The sequence below is a fragment of the Streptomyces diacarni genome (genome assembly GCF_003323715.1).
Taxonomy (GTDB): domain Bacteria; phylum Actinomycetota; class Actinomycetes; order Streptomycetales; family Streptomycetaceae; genus Streptomyces; species Streptomyces diacarni.
On record NZ_QOIN01000048.1, the window covers coordinates 141,880 to 163,460 of the forward strand.

General features: G+C 71.1%; 17 protein-coding genes and 2 tRNA genes. 10 read left to right on the forward strand and 9 right to left on the reverse strand.

Features of this window, described 5'->3' with window-relative positions; translation table 11 throughout:
* Positions 1 to 153 precede the first annotated feature (153 nt).
* Together DTL70_RS22460 and DTL70_RS22465 are read right to left on the reverse strand one after the other, a co-directional pair.
* A complete protein-coding gene (locus DTL70_RS22460) occupies positions 154 to 1,761 on the reverse strand; it encodes an ABC1 kinase family protein (RefSeq protein ID WP_245979549.1) in 1,608 nt (535 codons plus the stop codon).
* Between the two features lie 53 nt (positions 1,762 to 1,814).
* Positions 1,815 to 2,915 carry a ThiF family adenylyltransferase gene (locus DTL70_RS22465; RefSeq protein WP_114023797.1) on the reverse strand — a complete coding sequence of 367 codons (1,101 nt, stop codon included), beginning with the start codon at positions 2,913 to 2,915 and terminating at the stop codon, positions 1,815 to 1,817.
* Between the two features lie 269 nt (positions 2,916 to 3,184).
* On the opposite strand from DTL70_RS22465, the gene DTL70_RS22470 reads away from it, so the two are divergent.
* On the forward strand, positions 3,185 to 3,760 hold the full coding sequence (locus DTL70_RS22470; protein WP_114023798.1) for a M48 metallopeptidase family protein: 576 nt from the start codon (positions 3,185 to 3,187) through the stop codon (positions 3,758 to 3,760).
* A gap of 78 nt (positions 3,761 to 3,838) precedes the next feature.
* Here the strand turns inward: DTL70_RS22470 and DTL70_RS22475 are convergent, their stop codons facing one another.
* Together DTL70_RS22475 and DTL70_RS22480 are read right to left on the reverse strand one after the other, a co-directional pair.
* Positions 3,839 to 4,417, reverse strand: a complete 579-nt coding sequence (locus DTL70_RS22475; protein WP_181861038.1) for an NUDIX hydrolase — start codon at positions 4,415 to 4,417, stop codon at positions 3,839 to 3,841.
* Entirely contained in the window at positions 4,414 to 6,000 is a 1,587-nt protein-coding gene (locus tag DTL70_RS22480) for a zinc-dependent metalloprotease (protein WP_114023799.1), read from the reverse strand. Before DTL70_RS22480 ends, DTL70_RS22475 begins: the two co-directional genes overlap by 4 nt.
* A gap of 167 nt (positions 6,001 to 6,167) precedes the next feature.
* Here DTL70_RS22480 and DTL70_RS22485 point away from each other — a divergent pair, with 167 nt between their 5' ends.
* From DTL70_RS22485 to DTL70_RS22500, 4 genes are all read left to right on the forward strand, one after another.
* Positions 6,168 to 7,268, forward strand: coding sequence for an SDR family oxidoreductase (locus DTL70_RS22485; RefSeq protein WP_114023800.1), 1,101 nt, complete (start codon positions 6,168 to 6,170; stop codon positions 7,266 to 7,268).
* A 232-nt stretch (positions 7,269 to 7,500) separates the two neighbouring features.
* On the forward strand, positions 7,501 to 8,004 hold the full coding sequence (locus DTL70_RS22490; protein ID WP_425470395.1) for a molybdenum cofactor biosynthesis protein MoaE: 504 nt from the start codon (positions 7,501 to 7,503) through the stop codon (positions 8,002 to 8,004).
* Between the two features lie 211 nt (positions 8,005 to 8,215).
* The gene (locus tag DTL70_RS22495; protein ID WP_114023801.1) at positions 8,216 to 8,566 is read left to right on the forward strand and encodes a hypothetical protein; all 351 of its coding nucleotides are present in this window, start codon (positions 8,216 to 8,218) and stop codon (positions 8,564 to 8,566) included.
* Between the two features lie 25 nt (positions 8,567 to 8,591).
* On the forward strand, positions 8,592 to 9,707 hold the full coding sequence (locus tag DTL70_RS22500; protein WP_114023802.1) for a YlbL family protein: 1,116 nt from the start codon (positions 8,592 to 8,594) through the stop codon (positions 9,705 to 9,707).
* A 163-nt stretch (positions 9,708 to 9,870) separates the two neighbouring features.
* On the opposite strand, the gene DTL70_RS22505 is transcribed toward DTL70_RS22500, so the two are convergent.
* The gene (locus DTL70_RS22505; RefSeq protein WP_181861039.1) at positions 9,871 to 10,437 is read right to left on the reverse strand and encodes a PPA1309 family protein; all 567 of its coding nucleotides are present in this window, start codon (positions 10,435 to 10,437) and stop codon (positions 9,871 to 9,873) included.
* Positions 10,438 to 10,600: 163 nt separating this feature from the next.
* On the opposite strand from DTL70_RS22505, the gene DTL70_RS22510 reads away from it, so the two are divergent.
* From DTL70_RS22510 to DTL70_RS22525, 4 genes are all read left to right on the forward strand, one after another.
* On the forward strand, positions 10,601 to 13,531 hold the full coding sequence (locus DTL70_RS22510; RefSeq protein WP_114024239.1) for a UPF0182 family membrane protein: 2,931 nt from the start codon (positions 10,601 to 10,603) through the stop codon (positions 13,529 to 13,531).
* A 48-nt stretch (positions 13,532 to 13,579) separates the two neighbouring features.
* Positions 13,580 to 13,653 (forward strand) — tRNA-Met (locus tag DTL70_RS22515).
* Positions 13,654 to 13,832: 179 nt separating this feature from the next.
* Complete coding sequence (locus DTL70_RS22520) at positions 13,833 to 15,653, forward strand: tetratricopeptide repeat protein (protein WP_425470396.1); 1,821 nt, start codon at positions 13,833 to 13,835, stop codon at positions 15,651 to 15,653.
* Between the two features lie 372 nt (positions 15,654 to 16,025).
* Positions 16,026 to 16,099 (forward strand) — tRNA-Met (locus tag DTL70_RS22525).
* 113 nt (positions 16,100 to 16,212) lie between these two features.
* Here DTL70_RS22525 and DTL70_RS22530 read toward each other — a convergent pair.
* The 4 genes from DTL70_RS22530 to DTL70_RS22545 all read right to left on the reverse strand — a co-directional run bounded on the left by DTL70_RS22530 (position 16,213) and on the right by DTL70_RS22545 (position 19,850).
* Positions 16,213 to 17,343, reverse strand: coding sequence for an ABC transporter substrate-binding protein (locus tag DTL70_RS22530; RefSeq protein ID WP_114023805.1), 1,131 nt, complete (start codon positions 17,341 to 17,343; stop codon positions 16,213 to 16,215).
* 43 nt (positions 17,344 to 17,386) lie between these two features.
* Positions 17,387 to 18,253: an ABC transporter permease gene (locus DTL70_RS22535; protein WP_114023806.1), complete on the reverse strand. Its 867-nt coding sequence runs from the start codon at positions 18,251 to 18,253 to the stop codon at positions 17,387 to 17,389.
* Positions 18,250 to 19,053: an ABC transporter ATP-binding protein gene (locus DTL70_RS22540; protein WP_114024240.1), complete on the reverse strand. Its 804-nt coding sequence runs from the start codon at positions 19,051 to 19,053 to the stop codon at positions 18,250 to 18,252. Before DTL70_RS22540 ends, DTL70_RS22535 begins: the two co-directional genes overlap by 4 nt.
* A gap of 380 nt (positions 19,054 to 19,433) precedes the next feature.
* Positions 19,434 to 19,850 (reverse strand): Fur family transcriptional regulator, encoded by a 417-nt coding sequence (locus tag DTL70_RS22545; RefSeq protein WP_114023807.1) that lies wholly within the window; start codon positions 19,848 to 19,850, stop codon positions 19,434 to 19,436.
* A gap of 164 nt (positions 19,851 to 20,014) precedes the next feature.
* Between DTL70_RS22545 and DTL70_RS22550 the strand changes: the two genes are divergently transcribed.
* A complete protein-coding gene (locus DTL70_RS22550; protein WP_181861068.1) occupies positions 20,015 to 21,451 on the forward strand; it encodes a catalase in 1,437 nt (478 codons plus the stop codon).
* The last annotated feature ends 130 nt before the right edge of the window (positions 21,452 to 21,581 follow it).

Genomic DNA, 21,581 nt, shown 5'->3' on the forward strand with positions numbered 1-21,581 from the left:
GAGGGGCGCACCTGCGCGAGGGGCGCGCCTGTGTGGTGGGCGCGCCCGTGCGAGGGGGCGTCTGCGCGACCGACGTGGCTGCCGCGGTGACTCGGCCCCATGAGAGGCGGCCTCCGAGTAGCCGGCCCTGGGAGTGGGGCCCGTCGCCGGTGCTCACGATGCGGCTTCGGACGGCTCCGCTTCATCGGGATCGACGGGCTCGACGGACTTGGTGGGCTTGGTGGGCTTGGTGGGTTTGGCGGGCTCGACGGGCTCGATGGGCTCGACGGGCTCGATGGGCTCGACGGGCTCGATTGTCCCCGTCGCCTTCGCGGTATCCAGCACCTCCGCGGTTCCGGTGGAATCCGCCGTCTCCGCCTGCTCGGCGGTCTCCGCCGTCTCCGCGTGCGCGGCGGTTTCGGTGGGGCGTGTGGGCGGGGGTGGCTGGTCGGTGGGGGCGAAGCCGGGGACCCAGGTCGCCATGTCGTCGCGCATCCGCACCGTGGCGCCCAGTTGGCACAGCACGCCGATGGTGCTCAACGTCACCCGGTGGATGAGCAGGTAGGAGGGGGGCAGGTTGAGCTGCCGGCCCAGCTGGTGGGCGGGCGAGCGCGGGTCGGCTATCCGGGCCGCCTGCCCCCGCATCCACTCGCGGTCGAAGGTGAACTCGGGGGCGTTGGCGGGCTCGATGATGGGCGTCAGGTAGTCCCGTATTTCTTCGGGGTCCAGCGCGATCCGCTCTTTGACGAACCCTTCCTCGCGCAGCAGCTCGTAGGCGGTCTCGGCGTCGCCGTCGAGTATCAGCCGCAGCACGGTGCCGATGGTCGGCGGGAGCCCTTCGGGCAGCCGGTCCACGGTGCCGAAGTCCATCACTCCGAGCCGCCACTCCTCGGGCGCGGTGCTGCCGCCGGTCACCAGCCGGAAGTTGCCCGGATGCGGGTCGGCGTGCAGCAGCCCGGTACGCATGGTCCCGGAGAAGAGGAAGCGGCTCAGCAGTTGTCCGGCACGGTCGCGCTCTTCCTGGCTGCCGCCGGATATCACCTCGGAGAGCGGTGTGCCCGACAGCCACTCGGTCACCAGGACCCGCTCGCCCTGGTGGACGACGTCGGGTACGACCACGTCCGGATCGTCCGTGAACTCCTGGGCGTAGGTGTGCTGGGCCTCCGCCTCGAGACCGTAGTCCAGCTCCTCGGTCACCCGCTCGTGCATCTCGGTGATGAGCGGTTTGATGTCCATGCCGGGGATGAGGGGGCCCAGCAGGCGTGCGAAGCGTCCGAGTTGGGCGAGGTCGGAGGCCAGGGCCTCGCCCGCGCCCGGGTACTGCACCTTCACCGCGACGTCGCGTCCGTCGTGCCAGACGGCGCGGTGCACCTGGCCGATGGAGGCGGCTGCCGCGGGTTTGTCGTCGAACTCGGCGAACTGCTCCCGCCACTGTTCTCCCAGCCGCTCCGCCAGGATCGCGTGCACCGTGGCGGCGGGCATGGGCGGGGCGGCTTCTTGGAGGCGGGTCAGCGTGGCGCGGTAGGGGCCGGCCAGCTCGTCGGGGAGCGCGGACTCGAAGACCGAGAGCGCTTGGCCGAACTTCATCGCGCCCCCCTTCAGCTCTCCGAGCACCTTGAACAGCTGCTCGGCGGTGCGCTGTTGCAGCTCCTGGCCGACCAGGTCGGCGGAGAGGCCGCCGAGGCGCTTGCCCAGCCCCCAGGCGGAGCGGCCCGCGAAACCCAACGGCAGGGCGGCCAGTTTGGCCGTACGTGTCACCGCCTTGCGGGGAAGATCAGTCATGCGCCCCTCCAACTCCACTGACAGCTCGATCGAGACGGCACCGAGGACGACGGCTACCCCGTCATTGTCGCGTGCGGGTGGCCGTTCGCGGAGCCCGCGGGTGGGGCGCTCACGGAAGCGGCACCGCATGGACACTCGGGATGCGCGGTGAACTCTTCCGTGGCCGGCAACAGGTGGGGCAGAGCGAAGCGCAGGCGATATCCCACCGCGCACGCGCCGTCGCCGTCGAGATAGCCGAGGGCGTAGGAGGCCGTGGCCCCGGCGACCATCGTGGCCAGCGCGGTGTCGCAGGCGGGGACCCCCGTGCGCCGCCTGCTCGCCGTCCGCCACTGGCCCACCAGCATCGGCCAGCTCGGCTCCCGCTCGGCCCTGGCGCGCGTCATGCAGTCCGAGCAGGGCGAGGATCCTGGCAGCACCAGTGGCCCGACCACGCCGGTGGCCTCCACCACACCGCCGTACACATGTGGGGTCCGTGCGGACAGGAACCGCTCGGCGATCTCCGGGTCCGGGGCGTAGGCGTCCAGCCCGTCGCGGGGCGCGATCACCACCAGGTCGATGCCTCCTCGCGCGGTGCTCTTCCAGGCGCGCGACTCCCGCACCGCGCCGCGTGCTGCCACATCGCGACGCGTTCCCACCTGGTCCGCCGGGAGTCCGCCCGGTGCCGTGTCCCACTCCTCGACCACTCCGCCGTCCACGACGTCGACCTGGCCTACTCCGGCCGCCGCCAGTGTGGCCGCCACGGCGGCTCCCACGCGGCCCGCTCCCCGTACCTGGACGCGGGCCTCGCGGCGGGCGGCGAGACGGCGGACCGCGCCGCCGGGCTCGCGGTGGACCACGGACAGGGAGGCGAGGTCGGGCCGTAACCGGTCGGTGACGCTCGCGGAGGCGGCGCGGTCGGCTGTCGCGTCGTCCAGCACCCCCGCCGAGGCGAGTCGTTCGGTCAGCTTGCCGGGGGTTTGGGGCGCGAGCCCGAGCCTGTGGGCCTCCTGCTGGAGGCGCTCCATGCTGCGGGTGCCGTCCATCAACTCCATGAAGGCGGCTGTGGCGTCGCTCATCGGCCCCAGGAGGACGGCGTGCGCGGGTGCCACGCCGTACTGCACCGTCTCCCTGTCGCGCCAGCCGCGGCGCAGAGCGGGTTTGATCATCGGATGCATGCTGACTCCTCGAAGTCGGAACGAAATGGGACGAAACAAGACAGGACGGGATGAGAGGGAACGGAGCTGAACGAGACGGGGCGGGGCGTGCGGGCAGGGCAGCCCAGGGCCCCGTCGTCGTTCGGCGGTGTCGATCACTTTCGTCGACCGACCCCGACAGCATGCAGCCGACCGCCGGATCGGTGCGCTGAGTTATCCACAGGCGCCCGTGTTAGTCGTACAAATACGGGGCGCTGACTTCCTCCGTCGTCAGCGGGTAACGTCGAGGCGTGCCCGTCGACCCGCTGAACAGCACCAGCCGCACCAGCCCGAGCGCGGTCGAGGTGCGCCGCAGCGCGCGCCGTCGCCGTACGGTCTCCGCCTACCGGGAGGGAGACCGCACGGTCGTGCTCCTTCCGGCCCGCATGACGGCCGACGAGGAGAAACGCTGGGTCGGCGTGATGCTCGACAAGCTCGCGGCGCAGGAGAGCCGGCGGATGCTGGACGACGGCGATCTGGCCCGGCGCGCGGCGCAACTGTCCGCGCAGTATCTGGACGGGCACGCCTGCCCCTCCACGGTGCGCTGGGTGACCAATCAGAACACCCGCTGGGGGTCGTGCACCCCGGCCGAGGGCAGTATCCGCCTCTCCCACCGGCTCCAGGGCATGCCCGAGTACGTCCTCGACTACGTACTCCTCCACGAGCTGTCGCATCTGCTCGTCCCCGGGCACGGCCGGCGTTTCTGGCGGCTGTTGGAGGCGTATCCGCGCACCGAGCGGGCGCGTGGATATCTGGAGGGCGTCGCTGCGGCGGAGCGGCTGCCGCATCTGCCCCTCGCCGGGGGCGAGGAAGAGGGCGTCACCTGACCGTGCCGGCGGGAGGGGGAGTGGGGCGGGGCCTGTTTCGGATCTGGCAGCCGGCCCGTCACCCAGCTGCTCTCCGTCTCACACGTGCGAGTTCGGATGCTGGGCGGAACGGAGGGCCGCGGCCGTCTGCCGGGCGAGCCGCACCACGGACTCGTCGGCCACCTCGGCGACCTCGTCGAGGCCGACCCAGCGAAGCTCCAGTGACTCGTCGCTGATCGACTCCACAGCTCCCGCGGGGGCCAGGGCCGCGTACTGGACATCCAGGTGCCAGGCGCACGGAGTGTGGTGCCTGTCGAGTCTGAGGGGGCCGCCGGGCAGCAGCGTCAGGCCCGTGATCCCGGACTCCTCCGTGGCCTCCCGCAGCGCGGCGTCGGCGAGCGTGGCGTCCTCGGGTTCGCAGTGGCCGCCCATCTGGAGCCACATGCGCAACTTGCGATGCAGGGTCAGCAGCACTCTGCCGCCGTCCGGCTCGACGACCAGGGCGCTGGCCGTCAGGTGCCCGGCGGAGCACGCCTTCCACATGCCGTCCGGGTGCGTGGCCAGGTGGCGCAGGTAGTCCTGGCGCAGCTGCTCCTGCTCGCTGTCACCGTCGAGACCGCGCCACCTGGTCAGTACCTGCTCCGCGTCGGCGCGGAGAGCGTCAGGCGCCGCGCTCACCGCTTGCCCTCGTCCTCTCCGCCCTCGGAACCGCCCTCGGAGCGACCTTCGGAACCGCCCTCGGAACCGCGTCCCGAGCCGCCCGGGGAGTCGCCCTCGTCCTTGCCGTCCGCCTCGCCGCGGCGCGGGCCCTTGCCCTCTTCCGCCGTTTCGGAGCCGCCATCCGCAGTGTCGGTGCTGTCGGTGCCGGTCCCCGCGGCCGCGGCGCCGAGGATGCGGTCGAGCTCGGAGAAGTCCGGCTGCTCGCGGTGCACGAAGGCGTCCGGGTCGTCCAGGTCGGCTGCGGTGGGCAGCATGTCCGGGTGCTCCCACAGGGCGTCGCGCCCCTCGGAGCCGCGCGCGTCGGCCAGCGAGGCCCACAGTCGGGAGGCGTCGCGCAGCCGTCGGGGGCGCAGCTCCAGGCCGATCAGCGTGGCGAACGTCTGCTCGGCGGGGCCACCGGAGGCGCGCCGCCTGCGCAGCGTCTCGCGCAGGGCCGAGGCCGACGGGAGGTGCGGTTCGGCGGCCGTGTGCACGACCGCGTCCACCCAGCCCTCCACGAGCGCCAGCGCGGTCTCCAGCCGGGCGAGCGCGGCCTTCTGCTCGGGGCTGTCCTCGGGCTGGAACATGCCCTGCTGCAGTGCCTCCTGCAGCTCCTCGGGGCGCTGCGGGTCGAGCTGGCCGACGACGTCCTCGAGCTTGGCCGTGTCCACCTTGATGCCCCGCGCGTACCCCTCCACGGCGCCGAAGAGGTGCGAGCGCAGCCACGGCACGTGGGCGAACAGCCGCTGGTGGGCCGCCTCCCGCAGCGCGAGGTAGAGCCGCACCTCCTCCTGCGGGATGCCCAGGCCCTTGCCGAAGGCCTGGATGTTGACCGGCAGCAGGGCGGCCTTGCCCGCCGGGCCCAGGGGCAGGCCGACGTCGGTGGAGCCGACGACCTCGCCCGCGAGTACGCCGAGGGCCTGCCCGATCTGGGTGCCGAACATGGCGCCGCCCATGGAGCGCATCATGCCGAGCAGCGGCCCGGCCATGGCCTGCATCTCCTCTGGCAGCACGCTGCCCATGGCGGCGCCGACGCGCTCGGCGACGGGGTCGACCAGGTCCTTCCAGACCGGGAGGGTGGACTCGACCCACTCGGCGCGGCTCCAGGCGACCGCCGTTCCGGAGCCGGACGGCAGCGAGGTGACGCCGTCCAGCCACAGGTCGGCCAGTCGTACCGCCTCCTCGACGGCCGCGCGGTCCTGCGGGCCGACGGAGGAGTCCTTCGAGCCGTCCTGCGCGCCCGCGGCGACGGTCTGGCGGGCGATGTCCTTGGCCATGTCCCAGTTCACCGGGCCGCCCTCGTAGGAGAGCATCTGGCCCAGCTTCTGGAAGGCCGCTCCCAGGTCGCTCGGGTCGAACTGGCCCTGCTGGCCGCCGCCCAGCGAGCCGAACATCGCAGCGAGTGGGTTGTCGGCTCCGCCGGAGCCGGGGCCGCCGCCGAAACCGAACGGGTTGGGCGTGCCGCCGCCCGGCTGCTGGCCGCCCTCCGGCTTCTTCTTGCCGTCGTCCCCGTCCTCGGGCTCCTCGGGAGGTACGCCGAATCCGAATGGGGTGTCACTCACGGGTTTCCTCGGCTCTGTCTCGTCGGACGGTTCTTGTGGTTCCGGGACGGTCTGCGTGTCGCGCATGTCCTGGGTGCGATCTGCGAGCTCTGCCCCCAGCCTAGACACCAGTCAGGCAGGATGGAGCCTGCGCACCTCGTACCAGAAACAACCACTGGAGACGCCCGGTGAGTTCCTCCGAGTCCCACGTTCGCGCAGCGCGAACCCCGACCGTCGCCGTCACCGGCGCTGCCGCGGGGGTCGGCGCGCTGCTCACCGAGCGGCTCGCGGCCTCCGAGGAGATCAAGCAGGTTATCGCCCTGGACGAGCGCCGGGGCGAGGTGAGCGAGGCCCAGTGGCACACGCTGGACGTGCGCGATCCGGCGATCGCCGACCGGCTGCGCGGGGACGGCGACCCGGTGGACGTCGTCGTCCACCTCGCACTCGATCTCGGCCTGGAGACGGACTCGGCCGCCCGTACCGCCTACAACGTGCGCGGCACCCAGACGGTGCTGACCGCGGCCGCGGCGGCGGGCGTCCGTCGCGTCGTTCTGTGCACCTCGGCGATGGTCTACGGAGCGCTCCAGGACAACGACGTACCGCTGTCGGAAGAGGCGGAGCTGAGGGCGACAGCCGACGCCACCGGCATGGGCGACCTGCTGGAGATCGAACGGCTGGCCAGGCGGGCTCCCCGTGCCCACCCGGGGCTGAACGTCACCGTGGTGCGCCCTGCGGTGCTGGTGGGCGCCGGTACGGACACCACGCTGACCCGGCATTTCGAATCGCCGCGGCTGCTGGTGGTCGCCGGATCGCGGCCCTGCTGGCAGTTCTGCCACGTCGACGACCTGGTCACCGCGCTCGAGTACGCGGCGCTGGAGAGGGTCGAGGGTGAGGTCGCGGTCGGCTGCGACGGCTGGCTGGAGCAGGAGGAGATCGAGCAGCTGACGGGCATGCGCCGCATGGAGCTGCCTTCCAGCGTCGCCCTGGGGGCCGCTTCCCGGCTGCACCGGCTCGGCCTGACGCCCTCACCGGCGGCCGACCTCGCCTACACCATGTATCCCTGGGTCGTCAGCGGCAGCAGGCTCCACGACGCGGGCTGGCGGCCCCGGTGGACGAACGAGGACGTGCTCGCCGAGCTCCTGGAGGAGGTGGCGGGCAGGCACACGGTCGCGGGACGGCGCCTCGGCCGCACGGAGGCGGCGACGGCGGCCGGCGCGGCCGGCGCCACGGTGGCCCTGATCGGCACCGCCGCCCTGGTCCGGAGGGCGCGCAAGCGCCGTGGGCTGTGAGCGGAGCGGCGGTACGTCCGCCTCGCCGCCGGGAGTCCTTCGGGGGTGCGTTCCACGGGCGGGCGCTGTGGCCTGTGCGCTTCGGTACGTCACACCGGCGAGTGCCGAGGGCTGTGCCCGTCGAGTGCCCGGTACGTCCCTCGCGTCGGGCGCGGTCCTCCGTGCGCGGCCGCCGCACGGAGCACCGCGCGCGGCAGGTCGGGTGTTCCGGATCGGCGGCGGGTAGGGCAGCATGACCGGCATGGCACAGACGTACGACGCGGCCGGCAGTGGCGACCGGGGGAAGCACCCCGACCACCCCGGCGAGCAGGGCGCCGAGGACCCCGTCCGGCTGCTGGCGGTCCGCGAGACACCACTGTCCGTGGACGAGGTCTTCGCCGCGGTCGGCGACCACGCGGCGGGCGGGACGGCGCTCTTCGTCGGCACCGTCCGCGACCACGACGGCGGGAACGACGTCGCCCGTCTGGGCTACTCCTCGCACCCCAGCGCCGAGGCCGAGCTGCGCCGGGTCGCCGAGAAGGTCGTGGCCGACCACCCGGTGCGCGCCCTGGCAGCCGTGCACCGGGTCGGCGACCTGGTGGTGGGGGACCTGGCCGTGGTGGTGGCGGTCTCCTGTCCGCACCGCGCCGAGGCGTTCGACGCCTGCCGGAAGCTCATCGACGATCTCAAGCACGAGGTGCCGATCTGGAAGCACCAGACGTTCTCCGACGGCACGGAGGAGTGGGTCGGCGCCTGACCCCCTGCGGCACCTTCCCCCCCCGGTGGGGTGCCTTGCCGGGTCCGTTCGGTGGACCCGGGCGCACTGATGGCCCGCACGCGGCTCCGGTTGCGTAACCGGCACCGGGGCCGGACCGTTGAGGAACCGACGGTTAATCTGCTCATCGGCCGGTCTGCCGGCCGCCGGGTCGCGTGCCCGGAAGGCGCGTTCGAGGGGTCGGGAGGTTCCGATGGCGGCTCTCGCCTGGTTGCTGATTCCGGTCGTCGCCGCTGTCGCCGCCAGCCTGTGGGGAAGCTGGGCCGGACGGCGCCGCGCCAAGACACCCGATGCCGTGGGAGTCGCCGGGTACGAGCGCTTCCGCGCCGCCATGGAGCGGTCCGGAACGGACGGTGCCGCCTGCCGGCGGCCGGAGGGCCGGGACGGGCAGGTCTTCGGAGCCGAAGACGCGCACCACGGGCGCGGCGGTGCGGGATCACAGGCCGGTGAGCGGGCCTCGCGGGGCCCGGCGGCGGCCGAGTTGGCCTCCGCCGGGGCGGTCGGCCACGCGTCCCCGGACGGACCGGCCCGGGGCGCCGGGTGACAGACCCGTCCCGTACTGTCGTGCCATGCCTCGCCGCACCGCGACCCTCCTCGCCTCCACGCTGCTGCTCATAGCGATGCTCTGCGCCGGAGTGCTCATCCAGGTGCCGTACGCGGAGATGTCCCCGGGCCCGACGGTGAACACGCTGGGTGAGCACGACGGCGACCCCGTGCTCAACATCAAGGACAAGCCCGGTGACAAGGGCGAGCCGAAGCAGTACGACACCTCCGGCCATCTGAACATGACGACCGTCCGTGTCACCGGCTCCGAGTACCGCATGACGCTTCTGGGCGCCCTCTCCGGTTGGCTGAGCGACGACAGCCTGGTCGTACCGCACAAGACGCTCTACCCGGAGGACAAGTCGGCCGAGGAGGTCGATCAGGAGAACGCCGAGGAGTTCACCGCGTCTCAGGAGAGTGCCAAGGTCGCGGCCCTCAAGGAGCTCGACATCCCGGTCAGCTCCTATGTCGCCGTCGGCTCCGTCGAGAAGGGCGCTCCCGCCCACAAGAGGCTGCACGCGGGGGACGTCATCACGGCGGTGGACGGCAAGCCGGTCTCCAAGCCGGAACAGGTCGGGGTCGTGGTGCGCGGGCACAAGCCGCGGGAGAACGTCTCCTTCACCGTGATTCCGGCTGCCGAGGTGAAGGCCGCCCAGAAGAAGGGCAAGAAGCCGTCGTCGAAGGACGCGGAGAAGGTCACGGTGCGTACCGGAAAGATGAAGGGCGGGAGCAGCGCCCGGGTCGGTATCACCACCATGCTGTCGCACAGCTTCCCGTTCGAGATCGACATCAAGCTCGCCGACATCGGCGGCCCCAGCGCGGGGCTGATGTTCGGCCTGGGCATCGTCGACAAGCTCACGCCCACCGACCTCACCGGGGGGAAGTTCGTGGCCGGCACCGGCACGATCGACGACTCCGGGAAGGTCGGCGAGATCGGGGGCATCCAGATGAAGACGCTGGCCGCCCGCAAGAAGGGCGCCCGGTTCTTCCTCACCCCAGCGGGCAACTGCGCCACCGCCGCCAAGGCCAGGCCGGACGGGCTGACCCTGGTGAAGACGTCGACCATGGACGACGCCCTCAGCTCTCTGCAGAAGATCCGCAAGGGTGAGACGGACGAGCTCACCCAGTGCACGGCGCACTAGGTCAGCTTCGCCCGGTCACGGCCGCTGCACCGGGGAGCTCGTGCTCCAAGGTGCTCCCCTTCGGGCAGGTCACACCCGCGGGGCAGGTCCCTCGGAGCGGGTCGCACCTCCAGGGCAGGCCCCTCGGGGCCGCGTCACCTCGGCAGCAGCCCCCTCGGAGGGGTCACTCCTCGAACGTCGCCGCCAGCGCTTCCGCGAGCCCGGGCACCAGGTCGGAGCCGGTGAGCACCTCCGTGGTGGCGTCCTTCTCGCGCAGTCGCAGCGCCGATTCCCGCTCCCCGTCGCGCAGCACGGCCACCGTCATCCGCACCTCCTGACGCTCGGGGTGTTCGGCAACCCAGCGGGTGAGCGCCTCGTCGTCCAGGTCCTCGGGGACGGCGGACTCCGCGGACGGCGGCAGCATCAGCCGCTCGACCGTGAGCGCGCACCCGACGACGGCGTCGGGCCAGGCGATGGTGGCCAGGAACTCGTCCAGCGGTACGTCCGCGGGGATCTCGTCCTGTTCGATGGGGGTCAGCGCGTCGGCCGGCGCGTCCTTGTCCTGTTCTTCCATGCCGAGCTGCTGGGCCAGCCCGGGTTCCTCGGTGCGCAGGCGTTCCGTGTCGACCAGGGCGAAGAGCCGTGCCGGCTGGTCCCAGCCGAGCCCTGCCGCGTACTCGTCGAGCTCCAGCACCGCGCGGGTCAGGGGGCGGGAGGCGAGGGGCGTGCCCTCGTGGGGGAGATTGTTCATCCCCATATCGTGCCGCCTCCGGGAAGGAAAGGTGGACTTGGACCCCGGAGACGGGAACTGGGTAAAGCCTCGGTAAGTTGCTTAGGTGGGCCGTACGATGCGGGCCCAGCTTCTGAAGCTTCACACACTGCCGAACTTCGAGGTGCGCACCTTGGCTTTCCAGATGCCGGACCGGGGCTCCGGTGGGGGTCCCTCCGGGCCACGGATCAGAGTGGGCCGGCCATCACGGCGTGCCCGAACGCTGTTGATGACAGCGGGCGTGCTGGTCGTTCTGGCGATGCTTTTCGTCATGTTCTCCGGGTTCTGGACGGACTGGCTGTGGTATCGCTCGGTCGACTACAGCTCGGTCTTCACCAAGACCCTGTGGACCAAGATCGGCATGTTCGCCGTCTTCGGTCTGCTGATGGCGCTCGCTGTGGGATTCAACATCTGGTTGGCCCACCGGCTGCGCCCACCGCTCAGCGCGATGTCGATGGAGCAGCAGAGCCTCGACCGCTACCGCATGGGCCTGGCGCCCTACAAGAAGTGGGTGCTGCTGGGCATCACGGCCCTGGTCGGGCTGATCTCCGGCGCCTCGGCGGCGGGCCAGTGGCGTACGTGGCTGATGTGGGTGAACGGCGTCGCCTTCGGGACGAAGGATCCGCAGTTCCACAAGGACGTCTCGTTCTACGCGTTCGATCTGCCGTTCTACCGCTTCCTGCTCAGCTTCGGTTTCGCCGCGGCGATCCTCTCGCTGATCGCGGCCGCGCTGGTGCACTACCTCTACGGAGGGCTGCGGGTCACCACTCCGGGGGCCAGGGCGACGGCGCAGGCCACCGGGCACCTGTCGGTGCTGCTGGGTGTCTTCGTCGCGCTGAAGGCCGTGGCCTACTGGCTGGACCGGTACGGGCTGGCCGTCAAGTCGGGCGACTTCAAGGCGACGGACAACTGGACGGGTCTCAAGTACGTCGACGCGAACGCCTACCTGCCCGCGAAGACGATCCTGTTCATCATCGCGATCATCTGCGCACTGCTGTTCTTCGCCACCATCTGGCGCCGCACCTGGCAGCTGCCGGTGATCGGTTTCGGGCTGATGGTGCTCTCGGCCATCCTGATCGGCGGCCTCTACCCGGCTCTGGTGCAAAAATTCCAGGTCTCGCCGAACGAGCAGGCCAAGGAAGCGCCGTACATCAAGAAGAACATCGAGGCGACGCGCGACGCGTACGACATCGACGACGCCGAGGTGCGCCAGTACGACGGCAAGAGCAAGGCGGACGACGACAAGCTGCGGGACGCGGCGGACAGCACCGCGAGCATCCGCCTGCTGGACCCGAACGTGGTCTCGCCGACGTTCCAGCAGAAGCAGCAGGTGCGCGGGTACTACCAGTTCCCGCAGACCCTGGATGTGGACCGCTACGAGAAGGACGGCAAGGAGCAGGACACCGTCGTCGGCGTCCGGGAGATCAATACCAAGGGGATCCCGGAGAAGAACTGGATCAACGAGCACTTCAAGTACACCCACGGCTACGGCATGGTCGCGGCCAAGGGCACCTCGGTGGACAAGGACGGCGCGCCGGACTTCACGGAGAAGGACCTGCCGCCCAAGGGCGACAAGGGCAAGTACGAGGGCCGGATCTACTACGGCGAGAAGACCAGCCAGTACGCGATCGTCGGCGGCCCGCAGAAGGAGCTGGACTACGCCGACAACAAGGGCGAGAAGACCTACACCTACAAGGGTGACAGCGGCGTCGACCTGTCGAACCCGGTCAACCGCGCCGCCTACGCGGTGAACTTCAACGAGCCGCAGATCCTCTACTCGGGCGCGATCGGCGAGGGCTCGCGGGTTCTGTACAACCGCACGCCCAAGGAGCGCGTCGAGGCCGTCGCCCCCTGGCTGACCATCGACGGCGATCCCTATCCCTCGGTGGTCGACGGCCGTATCCAGTGGATCGTCGACGCCTACACGACCTCCAACGGCTACCCCTACTCGTCGCGTACGACGCTGGGGGACACGACGGAGGACTCGCTCACCGACGGGCAGCGTTCCGTGGTCGCCCAGCAGAACCGGGTGAACTACATCCGCAACTCCGTCAAGGCGACCGTGGACGCCTACTCCGGCAAGGTGAAGCTGTACGAGTGGGACAAGAAGGACCCGGTCCTCAAGACGTGGATGAAGGCCTTCCCCGGCACGGTCAAGTCCAAGGCGTCCATCAGCGACGACCTGATGGATCACCTGCGCTATCCGCAGGACCTGTTCAAGGTGCAGCGTGAACTGCTGCAGACCTACCACGTGACCTCGCCGTCGCAGTTCTACAGCGGCTCGGAGCGCTGGCAGGTGCCGGACGATCCCACGCACAAGGGCAACGCGGTTCCGCCGTACTACCTGAGCTTGAAGATGCCGGGGCAGAAGGATCAGCAGTTCCAGCTGACGACGACGTTCAACCCGAACAAGCGGGAGACGCTCGGCGCGTTCATGGCCGTGGACGCCGACGCGCGCAGCGATGAGTACGGCAAGATCAGACTCCTGAGACTCCCGCCGAACACGACGGTCGCAGGGCCTTCGCAGGTGCAGAGCAAGTTCAACTCCGAACCTGAGATCGCCGAGATCATCAACCGCATCAGACGAGGCGACTCCGAGGTCGAGTACGGCAATCTGATGACCGTGCCCCTGGAGGGCGGGCTGCTGTACGTGGAGCCCGTCTACGTCCGCGGTGCCGGCGTCAACTACCCCCGTATGCAGAAGGTTCTGGTCACCTACGGGGAGCGGGTCGCCTTCGAGGACAGTCTCGATCAGGCGCTGAACAAGGTCTTCAACACGCCTGACAGAGACGAGGGCGGGGAGCGGACCGGCCCCGGCGACCAGGAGAAGGAGAAGGAGAAGGGCGAGAATCCGCCGAACGCCTCCGTGGACGAGGCGCTCAAGGACGCTCAGAGCGCGTACGACGCCGGTCAGAAGGCCCTGGAGAAGGGTGACTGGGAGGAGTACGGCAAGCAGCAGAAGGCGCTGGAGGACGCGTTGAAGGACGCTTCCGAGGCCGAGCAGTCCGACGGCGGCAAGAACGGCTCCGGCTCGGGTTCGGGTGGGGACTCGGGTTCGGGCTCCGGCGGCGGATAGCCGGGTGAGACCACCCCGCGCCATGGTGTAGAGTTATGAACACAACGGCGCGGGGTGGAGCAGCTCGGTAGCTCGCTGGGCTCATAACCCAGAGGTCGCAGGTTCAAATCCTGTCCCCGCTACTCGTAAGAAGAGGCCCGGAGTCAACAGACTCCGGGCCTCTTCGCTTGTGCGGGGGATGGTGGGTGCGCTGTAGTTTGAGGTATCTCTTCGTCGGGAAGTCGACAAACCGCCGAAGTGACCTCACTGGCTGCGGTATACGAGGTGTACGCGGGTTGCAGGTGGTGCGACGATGGAGCTTATGGGGGAGAAGGCAAGGCCGACGGACCCGGCACGTCCCGGTCCGGGCCCGAGTGTGGAGGAGTACACCGAAAAGACCGCAGCCGCAGTGGCGAACGCAGCCGGACACTCCGCGGGGGACACGACCGCCGCGGACAGTGTGCTGGGGGCCCAACTGCTGCGCCGGGGGGATCTGGACGGCGCCGAGCCGCATCTGCGCGCCGCCACGGCCGCGGGTGACCGCGCGGCCGCCAACAACCTCGGAGTGCTGCTGCACCAGAGGGGGTATACGGAAGAGGCCGCCGAGTGGTGGCGTACGGCCGCCGTCGCCGGATCGGCCGCGGCGGCACACGCGCTCGGCCGCCACCAGCGGGAGCGCGGTGACGAGCCCGCGGCGCACTACTGGCTTCGGCAGTCCGCCGAATCCGGCCACGCGCTCGGCGCCTACGCGCTGGCGGACCTGCTGGAGCACCGCGGCGAGGACGGTGCGGAGGAGTGGTTCCGCGCCGCCGCCGAGCGCGGTCACCGGGAGGCGGCCTACCGCGTCGCGCGGCTGGCCGGAGCCAGGGCCGAACAGCTGGCGGCCGACGGCGAGTCCGACGCGGCGACCGTACGCGAGGCCGAGGAGGAGGCCGAGGGCTGGTACCGCCAGGCGGCGGCCCGCGGCCACCGCAGGGCGGCGCTGCGGCTGGGCGCTGCCCTGGAGCGGCGCGGCGAGCTCAAGGAGGCCGGTCGCTGGTACCTGACCTCCGCCAAGGACGGCGAGGCACGGGCCGCCTGCGCTCTCGGCTTCCTGCTGCGGGACGCGGGCGACGAGGAGAGCGCCGCCGTGTGGTGGCGCCGTGCGGCCGAGGACGGCGACGGGAACGCCGCCAACGCCCTGGGCGCGCTGCACGCCGATCGCGGCGAGCGGCAGGCCGCCGAGCGCTGGTACCGCGTCGCGCTGGAAGCCGGCAGCGACAACGGGGCGTTCAATCTCGGGCTCCTGTGCGCCGCGCAGGGCCGTACGGCGCAGGCCGAACAGTGGTACCGCCGGGCCGCCTACGCCGGGCACCGCGAGGCGGCCAACGCGCTCGCCGTCCTGCTGCTGCAGCGCGGGGACGCGCAGGGGGCCGAGCCGTGGTTCTCCAAGGCAGCCGAGGCCGGAAGCGTCGACGCCGCCTTCAACCTCGGCATCCTGCACGCCGGCCGTGGCAACGAGCGTGCCGCGCGCGCGTGGTACGAGCGGGCGGCCGCCTCCGGGCACGCGGAGGCCGCGCTCCAGGTCGCCCTCGCGCTGCTGCGCGAAGGCGAGCTGCACACCGCGGAAAAACACCTGCGGTGTGCCGCGGGCGGGGGGAGTGTCGAGGGCGCCTTCCGGCTCGGCGCGCTGCTGGAACGGGTCACCCGGCCCGACACCGGCGAGCTCGGTTCGGCACACGCACTCGGGCGCGTCGAGGGCGCCAGACCCGAGTACGAGGAGTGGTACCAGCGCGCTGCCGAGCACGGCCACCGCCGGGCACAGGTGCGGCTGGGCATGTGTGCGGCCGCGCGGGGCGAGGTCGTCGACGCCGCACGCTGGTACCGCGCCGCGGCCGAGGCGGGCAGCCCCAACGGCGCCTTCAATCTGGGCCTGCTGCTGGCCCGCGAGGGCAGCGAAGCGGAAGCCGTGCTGTGGTGGACCCGCGCGGCCGAGGCCGGGCACGGCAGGGCAGCGCTGCGGCTGGCGCTGCTCAGCGCACGCCAGGGCGAGCTGGCCGAGGGCCAGTTCTGGTGCGCCCGCGCCGTCGAGCTGGGCCCGGCCGAGGTGGCCGAGCGGGCCGCACGGCTGCGGGATGCGCTCCGCGCGGAGCTCACGGCGTAGGAGCGGGCCTCCCTCGCCGGGGGGCGCCGGGAGGCCCGACCGAGGCCGCCGGCGCCCCGCCGCCCCCGCCGTGAGCGCCCCCGCCGTGAGTGCTCCCGCGTGAGTGCTGCCGCCATGAGTGCAGCCGCTCCGAGCGTCCCGCCGCTAATGCTCCCGCCATGGGTGCTCCCGCCATGGGCGCTCCTTCACGAGCGCCGCGCCATGAGCCACCCCACCGCAGGACCGGATCCGGAGTGCGCGGAGGACTCACCGTGAGCGCTCGGAGTGCGGTTCGGAGGGTGGCTCGGAATGCCTGCCACAGCGGGCCCACGCGGCTCGCGGGTCTCGGTTTGCACTGGTCGTCGGCGTGCGTTAAAGTTGTACACACAACGGCGCGGGGTGGAGCAGCTCGGTAGCTCGCTGGGCTCATAACCCAGAGGTCGCAGGTTCAAATCCTGTCCCCGCTACTGGAAGACGAAGGCCCGGATCCACGGATCCGGGCCTTCGTCATGTCCGCGCACTCTCCGGGTCGAGCCGTCCGCTGGCCGGCTTCCGGGCCACAGGCCCCGGCGCGTGGGCGTCACGGCTCGTGTCCGACCGCTTCCGCGTAGAGCCTGCGGTCCACCAGGCGTGCTTCGGGAACGGGCTTGCCCTTGGTGACCCCGGCGTCGCGGTAGGCCTTCTGGAGCCTGTCGGTGGTGCCCTCGCGGATCTCCCAGTCCATCCGGAGCGCGGGCACGGCGGTGATGACCTGCGGATCCTGCTTGAGGATCGTCGCGAGTTCGGCCACGAAGGCGGGGTCCTTCTTGTAGTCGTCGGCGAAGTAGGTGTTGATCGTGCGGATGTACGCGCGCAGCAGGGCGACCCCCGCGTCGACGTCGGCACTCAGCAGGCCGGGTCCGAACAGGGCGCCGCCCAGGGGTTCGCCGGGTGGCTGGCCGCCGAGGAAGGCGAACTTCTTGTCCTCTTCCACGCGGCGCCACACCGGGTCGAGCAACCAGGCCGCGTCCACTCCGCCGCTGGTGAAGGCCGTCAGGACGTCGGAGGAGCCGAGCTGCTGGAAGGACATGGACTCCATATCGGCGCCGTGTGCGGAAAGGAGGGTGTCCATCGGGTAGGAGATCACCGACCCCTTGCCGATCAGGGTTCCGATCTTCCGGTCCGCGAGCGAGACGGAGGACGGCTTCTCGCCCTTGCGCGAGCGGACCCACAGGCCGCTTTTGGACTTCGGGTCGGGGGAGAAGTTGCCGGCGACCCAGCGGATGTCGAAGCCGGAGTTGACGCCGTTGATGACGGCGGCTTCCGGGGCGGCCCACAGCGCGTCGATCTCCCCCTTGGCCAGCAGCGGCAGGGCTTCGGGGGTGGGCAGCACCTTCAGTTCGACATCGAGCCCTTCCTCGGCGAACTCGCCCTTGCCTATGGCGACCTGAAGGGGTGCGACGTACTCGGCGGTCAGTGTGCTGGTGGCGATGGTGAGCTTGCGGGTCTTCTTGAGCTTGCGGGGCGCGGGGGCCCCGGCTTCGCAGCGTGCGGGGGAGCGGTTCTCGCCCATGCGGGCGGGGTCGGTCCAGGAGTGTTCGCCGCAGCCGGGGACGGGTTCGATGTCGCGGTCGGCGGTCTTCAGGCCGCCGTCCTGCTGTGCGGAGCAGCCGGTCAGGGCGAGGGCGCAGCTGAGGACGAGGGTGAGGACGGGGGCGAGGGGATGGCGCACGGCGGCCCTTTCGGGGAGGTCGGGCGGGGAACCTGTGCGGGACTCAGGACTGGCCGCGGCCACGGTCGCGCGGCGCCCACGGGGTGAGGAGGCGTCCGGCGAGCCGGACGAGTTCGGAGAAGAGCACTCCCAGGACGGCGACGCAGACGATGCCGACGAACATCACGTCGTTCTGGAACAGGGCGCGGGAGTCGAAGATCAGGTGTCCGAGGCCGTCGGAGGCGGCGATGGACTCCGAGGCGACGATCACCAACACGGCGACACCCGAGGCGATCCGGGCGCCGACCAGGACGGAGGGCAGGGACGCCGGCAGCAGCACGTGCCGGAACATCTGCCAGTGTCCGGCGCCGAAGACGCGCCCGGCGTCCCGGTGCCCCTCCGGGACGGACAGCACGGCGGCCATGGTCGAGATCCAGACGAAGAAGAAGACCGTCGCGGCCACCAGCGCCACCTGCGGCCCCTCACCCAGTCCGAACATGTTGAGGAAGATGGGCAGCAGCGCCAGCTTCGGCACCACGTACAGGGCGTCCATCATGGGTTCCAGTGCGGCCCGCACCAGCGGCAGCGCTCCCATCAGCAGCCCGAGCAGGTAGCCGGCCACCGTGCCGAGCAGGTATCCGGCGAGGACCCGTTTGAGGGTGGCCCACACGTCGGGCCACAGGTCGCCTTCCGCGGCGCGCTCCCATCCGTCGGCGGCGATGGCGCTCGGTGCGGGGTAGACGCGTGCGTCGATCCACTGCTGGGTGGCGGCGAGCTGCCACAGCAGGACGAGGACGAGGGGTACGGCGACGGCCAGCGACAGTTCCAGTGCACGCCGCCGCCTGTGGGTGCTCTCCGGGGCTCTCTCGTGCGGCCCGGGACGCCGTATGAGGCGCCCCTCGCTGCTGTGCGGCGTTCGCAGGGTGCTCATGCGGCGGCCCCCTCGCCGCTCGCCGGGGCCGGTCCCGCGTCGGGTGCCCGGCGGCCGACCTCGCCGCGCAGCAGTTCCCACAGTTCGTCCTTGAGCGCGGTGAAGCGCGGGTCGGAGCGGACGTCGCCGGTGCGGGGCCGCGCGAAGGGCGTGCGGCGTTCGGCGATCACGCGGCCGGGGCGCGCGGACATCACCAGGACGCGGTCGCCGAGGACGAGGGCCTCTTCGAGGCTGTGGGTGATGAAGAGGGTGGTGGCGCTGGTGGCCTGCGTGAGGGCGAGGAGCTCGTCCTGGAGGATGGTGCGCAGTTGCGCGTCGAGCGCGGCGAAGGGCTCGTCCATGAGCAGGATCTCCGGTTCGACGGCGAGCGCGCGGGCGATGGCCACCCGTTGCCGCATGCCGCCGGAGAGGGCGGCGGGGTAGGCGTCGGCGAAGTCGGCCAGCCCCAGTTTGGCGAGCCACGCGGCGGCACGGGCGTCGGCCTCCTTGCGGGGGGCGCGCTGGACGTCGAGGCCGAAGCGGACGTTGGCCAGCACGGTCTTCCAGTCGTAGATGCCGTAGTCCTGGAAGATCATGGCGGCGGGGTGGGTGGCGTCGGTGCGCAGTTCGAGTGCGCCGGAGGAGGGGCGCAGCAGTCCTGCGGCGATGCGCAGCAGAGTGGACTTGCCGCAGCCGGAGGGGCCGACGACGCAGACGAACTCGCCCGGGTCGACGTCCAGATCGAGTGGACCGAGTGCGGCGACTGTGCGGGGGCCGCGGCCGAAGCTGCGGGTGACGGCACTGGCGCGGATTTTCGGCATGGTCACTCCCCGTTCCGGGTGGGGAAGAGTGCGTCAGTCCGCGACGATATGACGGCCCGTCAGATACCGGCAAGGGTCATGCGGCAACACGGCGGGGGCCCGCACCTGGCGGTGTGGGCCCCCGCCGGCCGGAAATCGGGACCGGCGATGCGCCGGCAGCCGACACGCCAAGGGGCGACCGTGCCGAGGGGCGGGCCGTGCCGAGGGGTGACCGCGCCGCCCCCTGCGGATGCACCGTCGGGCGGTGCGCGCGTGAGCGCGTGCGCGTCCGCGGGAACGACGGGCCGTCAGGGTGCACTCCGGCGCGAGGGGGTCCCAGGGCGTAAGTTCCCCCGGGGTAGCGGTTCCCCGGGGTGCGAGGTTTCAGGGCCGGGGGGAGGTCAGGCGTCGGCGCAGTGGGGGCAGACGCCGCGGTAGGTGACCGTGGCCTCCGCGACGGCGAAGCCGAACCGCTCCCGTTCGGGCAGGGCGGTCAGCGGGTCGCCCGTCGGGTGGACGTCGCGGATGGTGCCGCAGCGGGAACAGACCAGGTGCTGGTGGCTGTGGCGCGCGTTGGGATCGTAGCGTTTCGCGCGTCCGTCGGTGCTCACCTCGAGCACTTCACCGAGGGCGACGAGTTCGCTGAGCGTGTTGTAGACCGTCGCGCGGGCGATCTCCGGCAGGCGGTCTGTCGCGCGGGCGTGGACCTCGTCGGCCGTGTAGTGGACATGGTCGCCGTCGAGCACCTCGGCGACGACTCGCCGCTGCGCGGTGAGGCGCCAGCCGCGGTCGCGGAGCCGTTCCAGCAGGTCACTCATGTGTCCAGACTAGCAGCGCCATGTCCATGGGCAGAACCCGTACGGGTTTCGTTTTCTTCTTGACTTAGACAATGTCCAATGTAGGGTTACGAGTGGTTGGCCCACAGGACAGATGTGAAGCACAGGAGGCGCACGTGACCGTGCAGGACGAGACGTCCGGACCGATGACGACGGAAGCCGGTGCTCCGGTCGCGGACAACCAGAACAGCCAGACCGCCGGCGTCGGCGGCCCGGTGCTCGTTCAGGACCAGCACCTGCTCGAGAAGCTCGCGCACTTCAACCGCGAGCGGATCCCCGAGCGGATCGTGCACGCCCGGGGCGCGGGCGCGTACGGCAAGTTCACCGTCACCGCAGACGTGACGCAGTACACGCGGGCGAAGTTCCTCTCCGAGGTCGGCAAGGAGACCGAGGTCTTCGCGCGGTTCTCGACGGTGGCGGGCAACCTCGGCGCGGCGGACGCGGTGCGTGACCCGCGCGGCTTCGCGCTGAAGTTCTACACCGAAGAGGGCAACTACGACCTGGTCGGGAACAACACACCGGTGTTCTTCGTCAAGGACGCCATCAAGTTCCCCGACTTCATCCACACCCAGAAGCGCGACCCCTACACCGGCTCGCAGGAGCCGGACAACGTGTGGGACTTCTGGAGCCTCTCGCCCGAGTCGACGCACCAGGTGACCTGGCTGCACGGCGACCGCGGTATCCCCGCCTCCTACCGCCACATGGACGGTTTCAGCTCCCACACCTTCCAGTGGAGCAACGAGGCGGGCGAGGTCTTCTGGGTCAAGTACCACTTCAAGACCGACCAGGGCATCAAGAACCTGACGGCCGCCGAGGCGGACGTGCTGGCCGGCAAGGACCCCGACAGCCACCAGCGCGACCTGCGCGAGTCCATCGAGCGCGGCGAGTACCCGAGCTGGACCGTCGGCGTGCAGATCATGCCCGCGGCGGAGGCGGCGAACTACCGCTTCAACCCGTTCGACCTCACCAAGGTGTGGCCGCACGCGGACTACCCGATCCACTGGTTCGGCAAGATGGAGCTCAACCGCAACCCGCGCAACATCTTCGCCGAGACCGAGCAGTCGATCTTCTCCCCGCACCACTTCGTGCCGGGCATCGGCCCCTCGCCGGACAAGATGCTCCAGGGCCGCCTGTTCGCCTACGGTGACGCGCACCGCTACCGGGTCGGCATCAACGCCGACCTGCTGCCGGTGAACGAGCCGAAGGCGGCGCAGGCCCGCTCCTACGGCCGCGACGGCTTCATGTACGACGGCCGCCACGGCGGTACGAAGAACTACGAGCCGAACAGCTTCGGCGGCCCGGCCGAGACCGGCCGTGCCATGTGGGAGCCCCAGAGCGTCAGCGGGACGACCGAGGACCACGAGGCGCCCTCGCACGCCGAGGACGACGACTTCGTCCAGGCCGGGAACCTCTACCGCCTCATGTCGGACGACGAGAAGCAGCGGCTGGTCGACAACCTCGCGGGCGGCATCGCCGCCGTCTCCCGCGACGAGATCGCCCAGCGCGCGATCGAGAACTTCCGCAAGGCGGACCCCGACTACGGCAAGCGGCTCGAGGCCGCGGTCCAGGCCCTGCGCGGCTGATCGATCGCTCGCCGTACGAGCCCGGAGGGATCGGACGCCATGGGGCTCCGGTCCCTCCGGTGCGTTTCCCGCGCCGTCCCCGCAGGTGCTCGCGGGGCGGCGCGGGGCCGCGTTCGGTGCCGTCTCCTTC

Excerpts from the sequence above, each read along its gene's own strand:
- DTL70_RS22460 (WP_245979549.1), bottom strand. The coding sequence starts at position 1,761 with ATGACTGATCTTCCCCGCAAGGCGGTGACACGTACGGCCAAACTGGCC.
- DTL70_RS22465 (WP_114023797.1), bottom strand. The coding sequence starts at position 2,915 with ATGCATCCGATGATCAAACCCGCTCTGCGCCGCGGCTGGCGCGACAGG.
- DTL70_RS22490 (WP_425470395.1), top strand. The coding sequence starts at position 7,501 with ATGACCGGCATGGCACAGACGTACGACGCGGCCGGCAGTGGCGACCGG.
- DTL70_RS22495 (WP_114023801.1), top strand. The coding sequence starts at position 8,216 with ATGGCGGCTCTCGCCTGGTTGCTGATTCCGGTCGTCGCCGCTGTCGCC.
- DTL70_RS22500 (WP_114023802.1), top strand. The coding sequence starts at position 8,592 with ATGCCTCGCCGCACCGCGACCCTCCTCGCCTCCACGCTGCTGCTCATA.
- DTL70_RS22505 (WP_181861039.1), bottom strand. The coding sequence starts at position 10,437 with ATGAACAATCTCCCCCACGAGGGCACGCCCCTCGCCTCCCGCCCCCTG.
- DTL70_RS22510 (WP_114024239.1), top strand. The coding sequence starts at position 10,601 with ATGCCGGACCGGGGCTCCGGTGGGGGTCCCTCCGGGCCACGGATCAGA.
- DTL70_RS22520 (WP_425470396.1), top strand. The coding sequence starts at position 13,833 with ATGGGGGAGAAGGCAAGGCCGACGGACCCGGCACGTCCCGGTCCGGGC.
- DTL70_RS22535 (WP_114023806.1), bottom strand. The coding sequence starts at position 18,253 with ATGAGCACCCTGCGAACGCCGCACAGCAGCGAGGGGCGCCTCATACGG.
- DTL70_RS22540 (WP_114024240.1), bottom strand. The coding sequence starts at position 19,053 with ATGCCGAAAATCCGCGCCAGTGCCGTCACCCGCAGCTTCGGCCGCGGC.
- DTL70_RS22545 (WP_114023807.1), bottom strand. The coding sequence starts at position 19,850 with ATGAGTGACCTGCTGGAACGGCTCCGCGACCGCGGCTGGCGCCTCACC.
- DTL70_RS22550 (WP_181861068.1), top strand. The coding sequence starts at position 20,015 with ATGACGACGGAAGCCGGTGCTCCGGTCGCGGACAACCAGAACAGCCAG.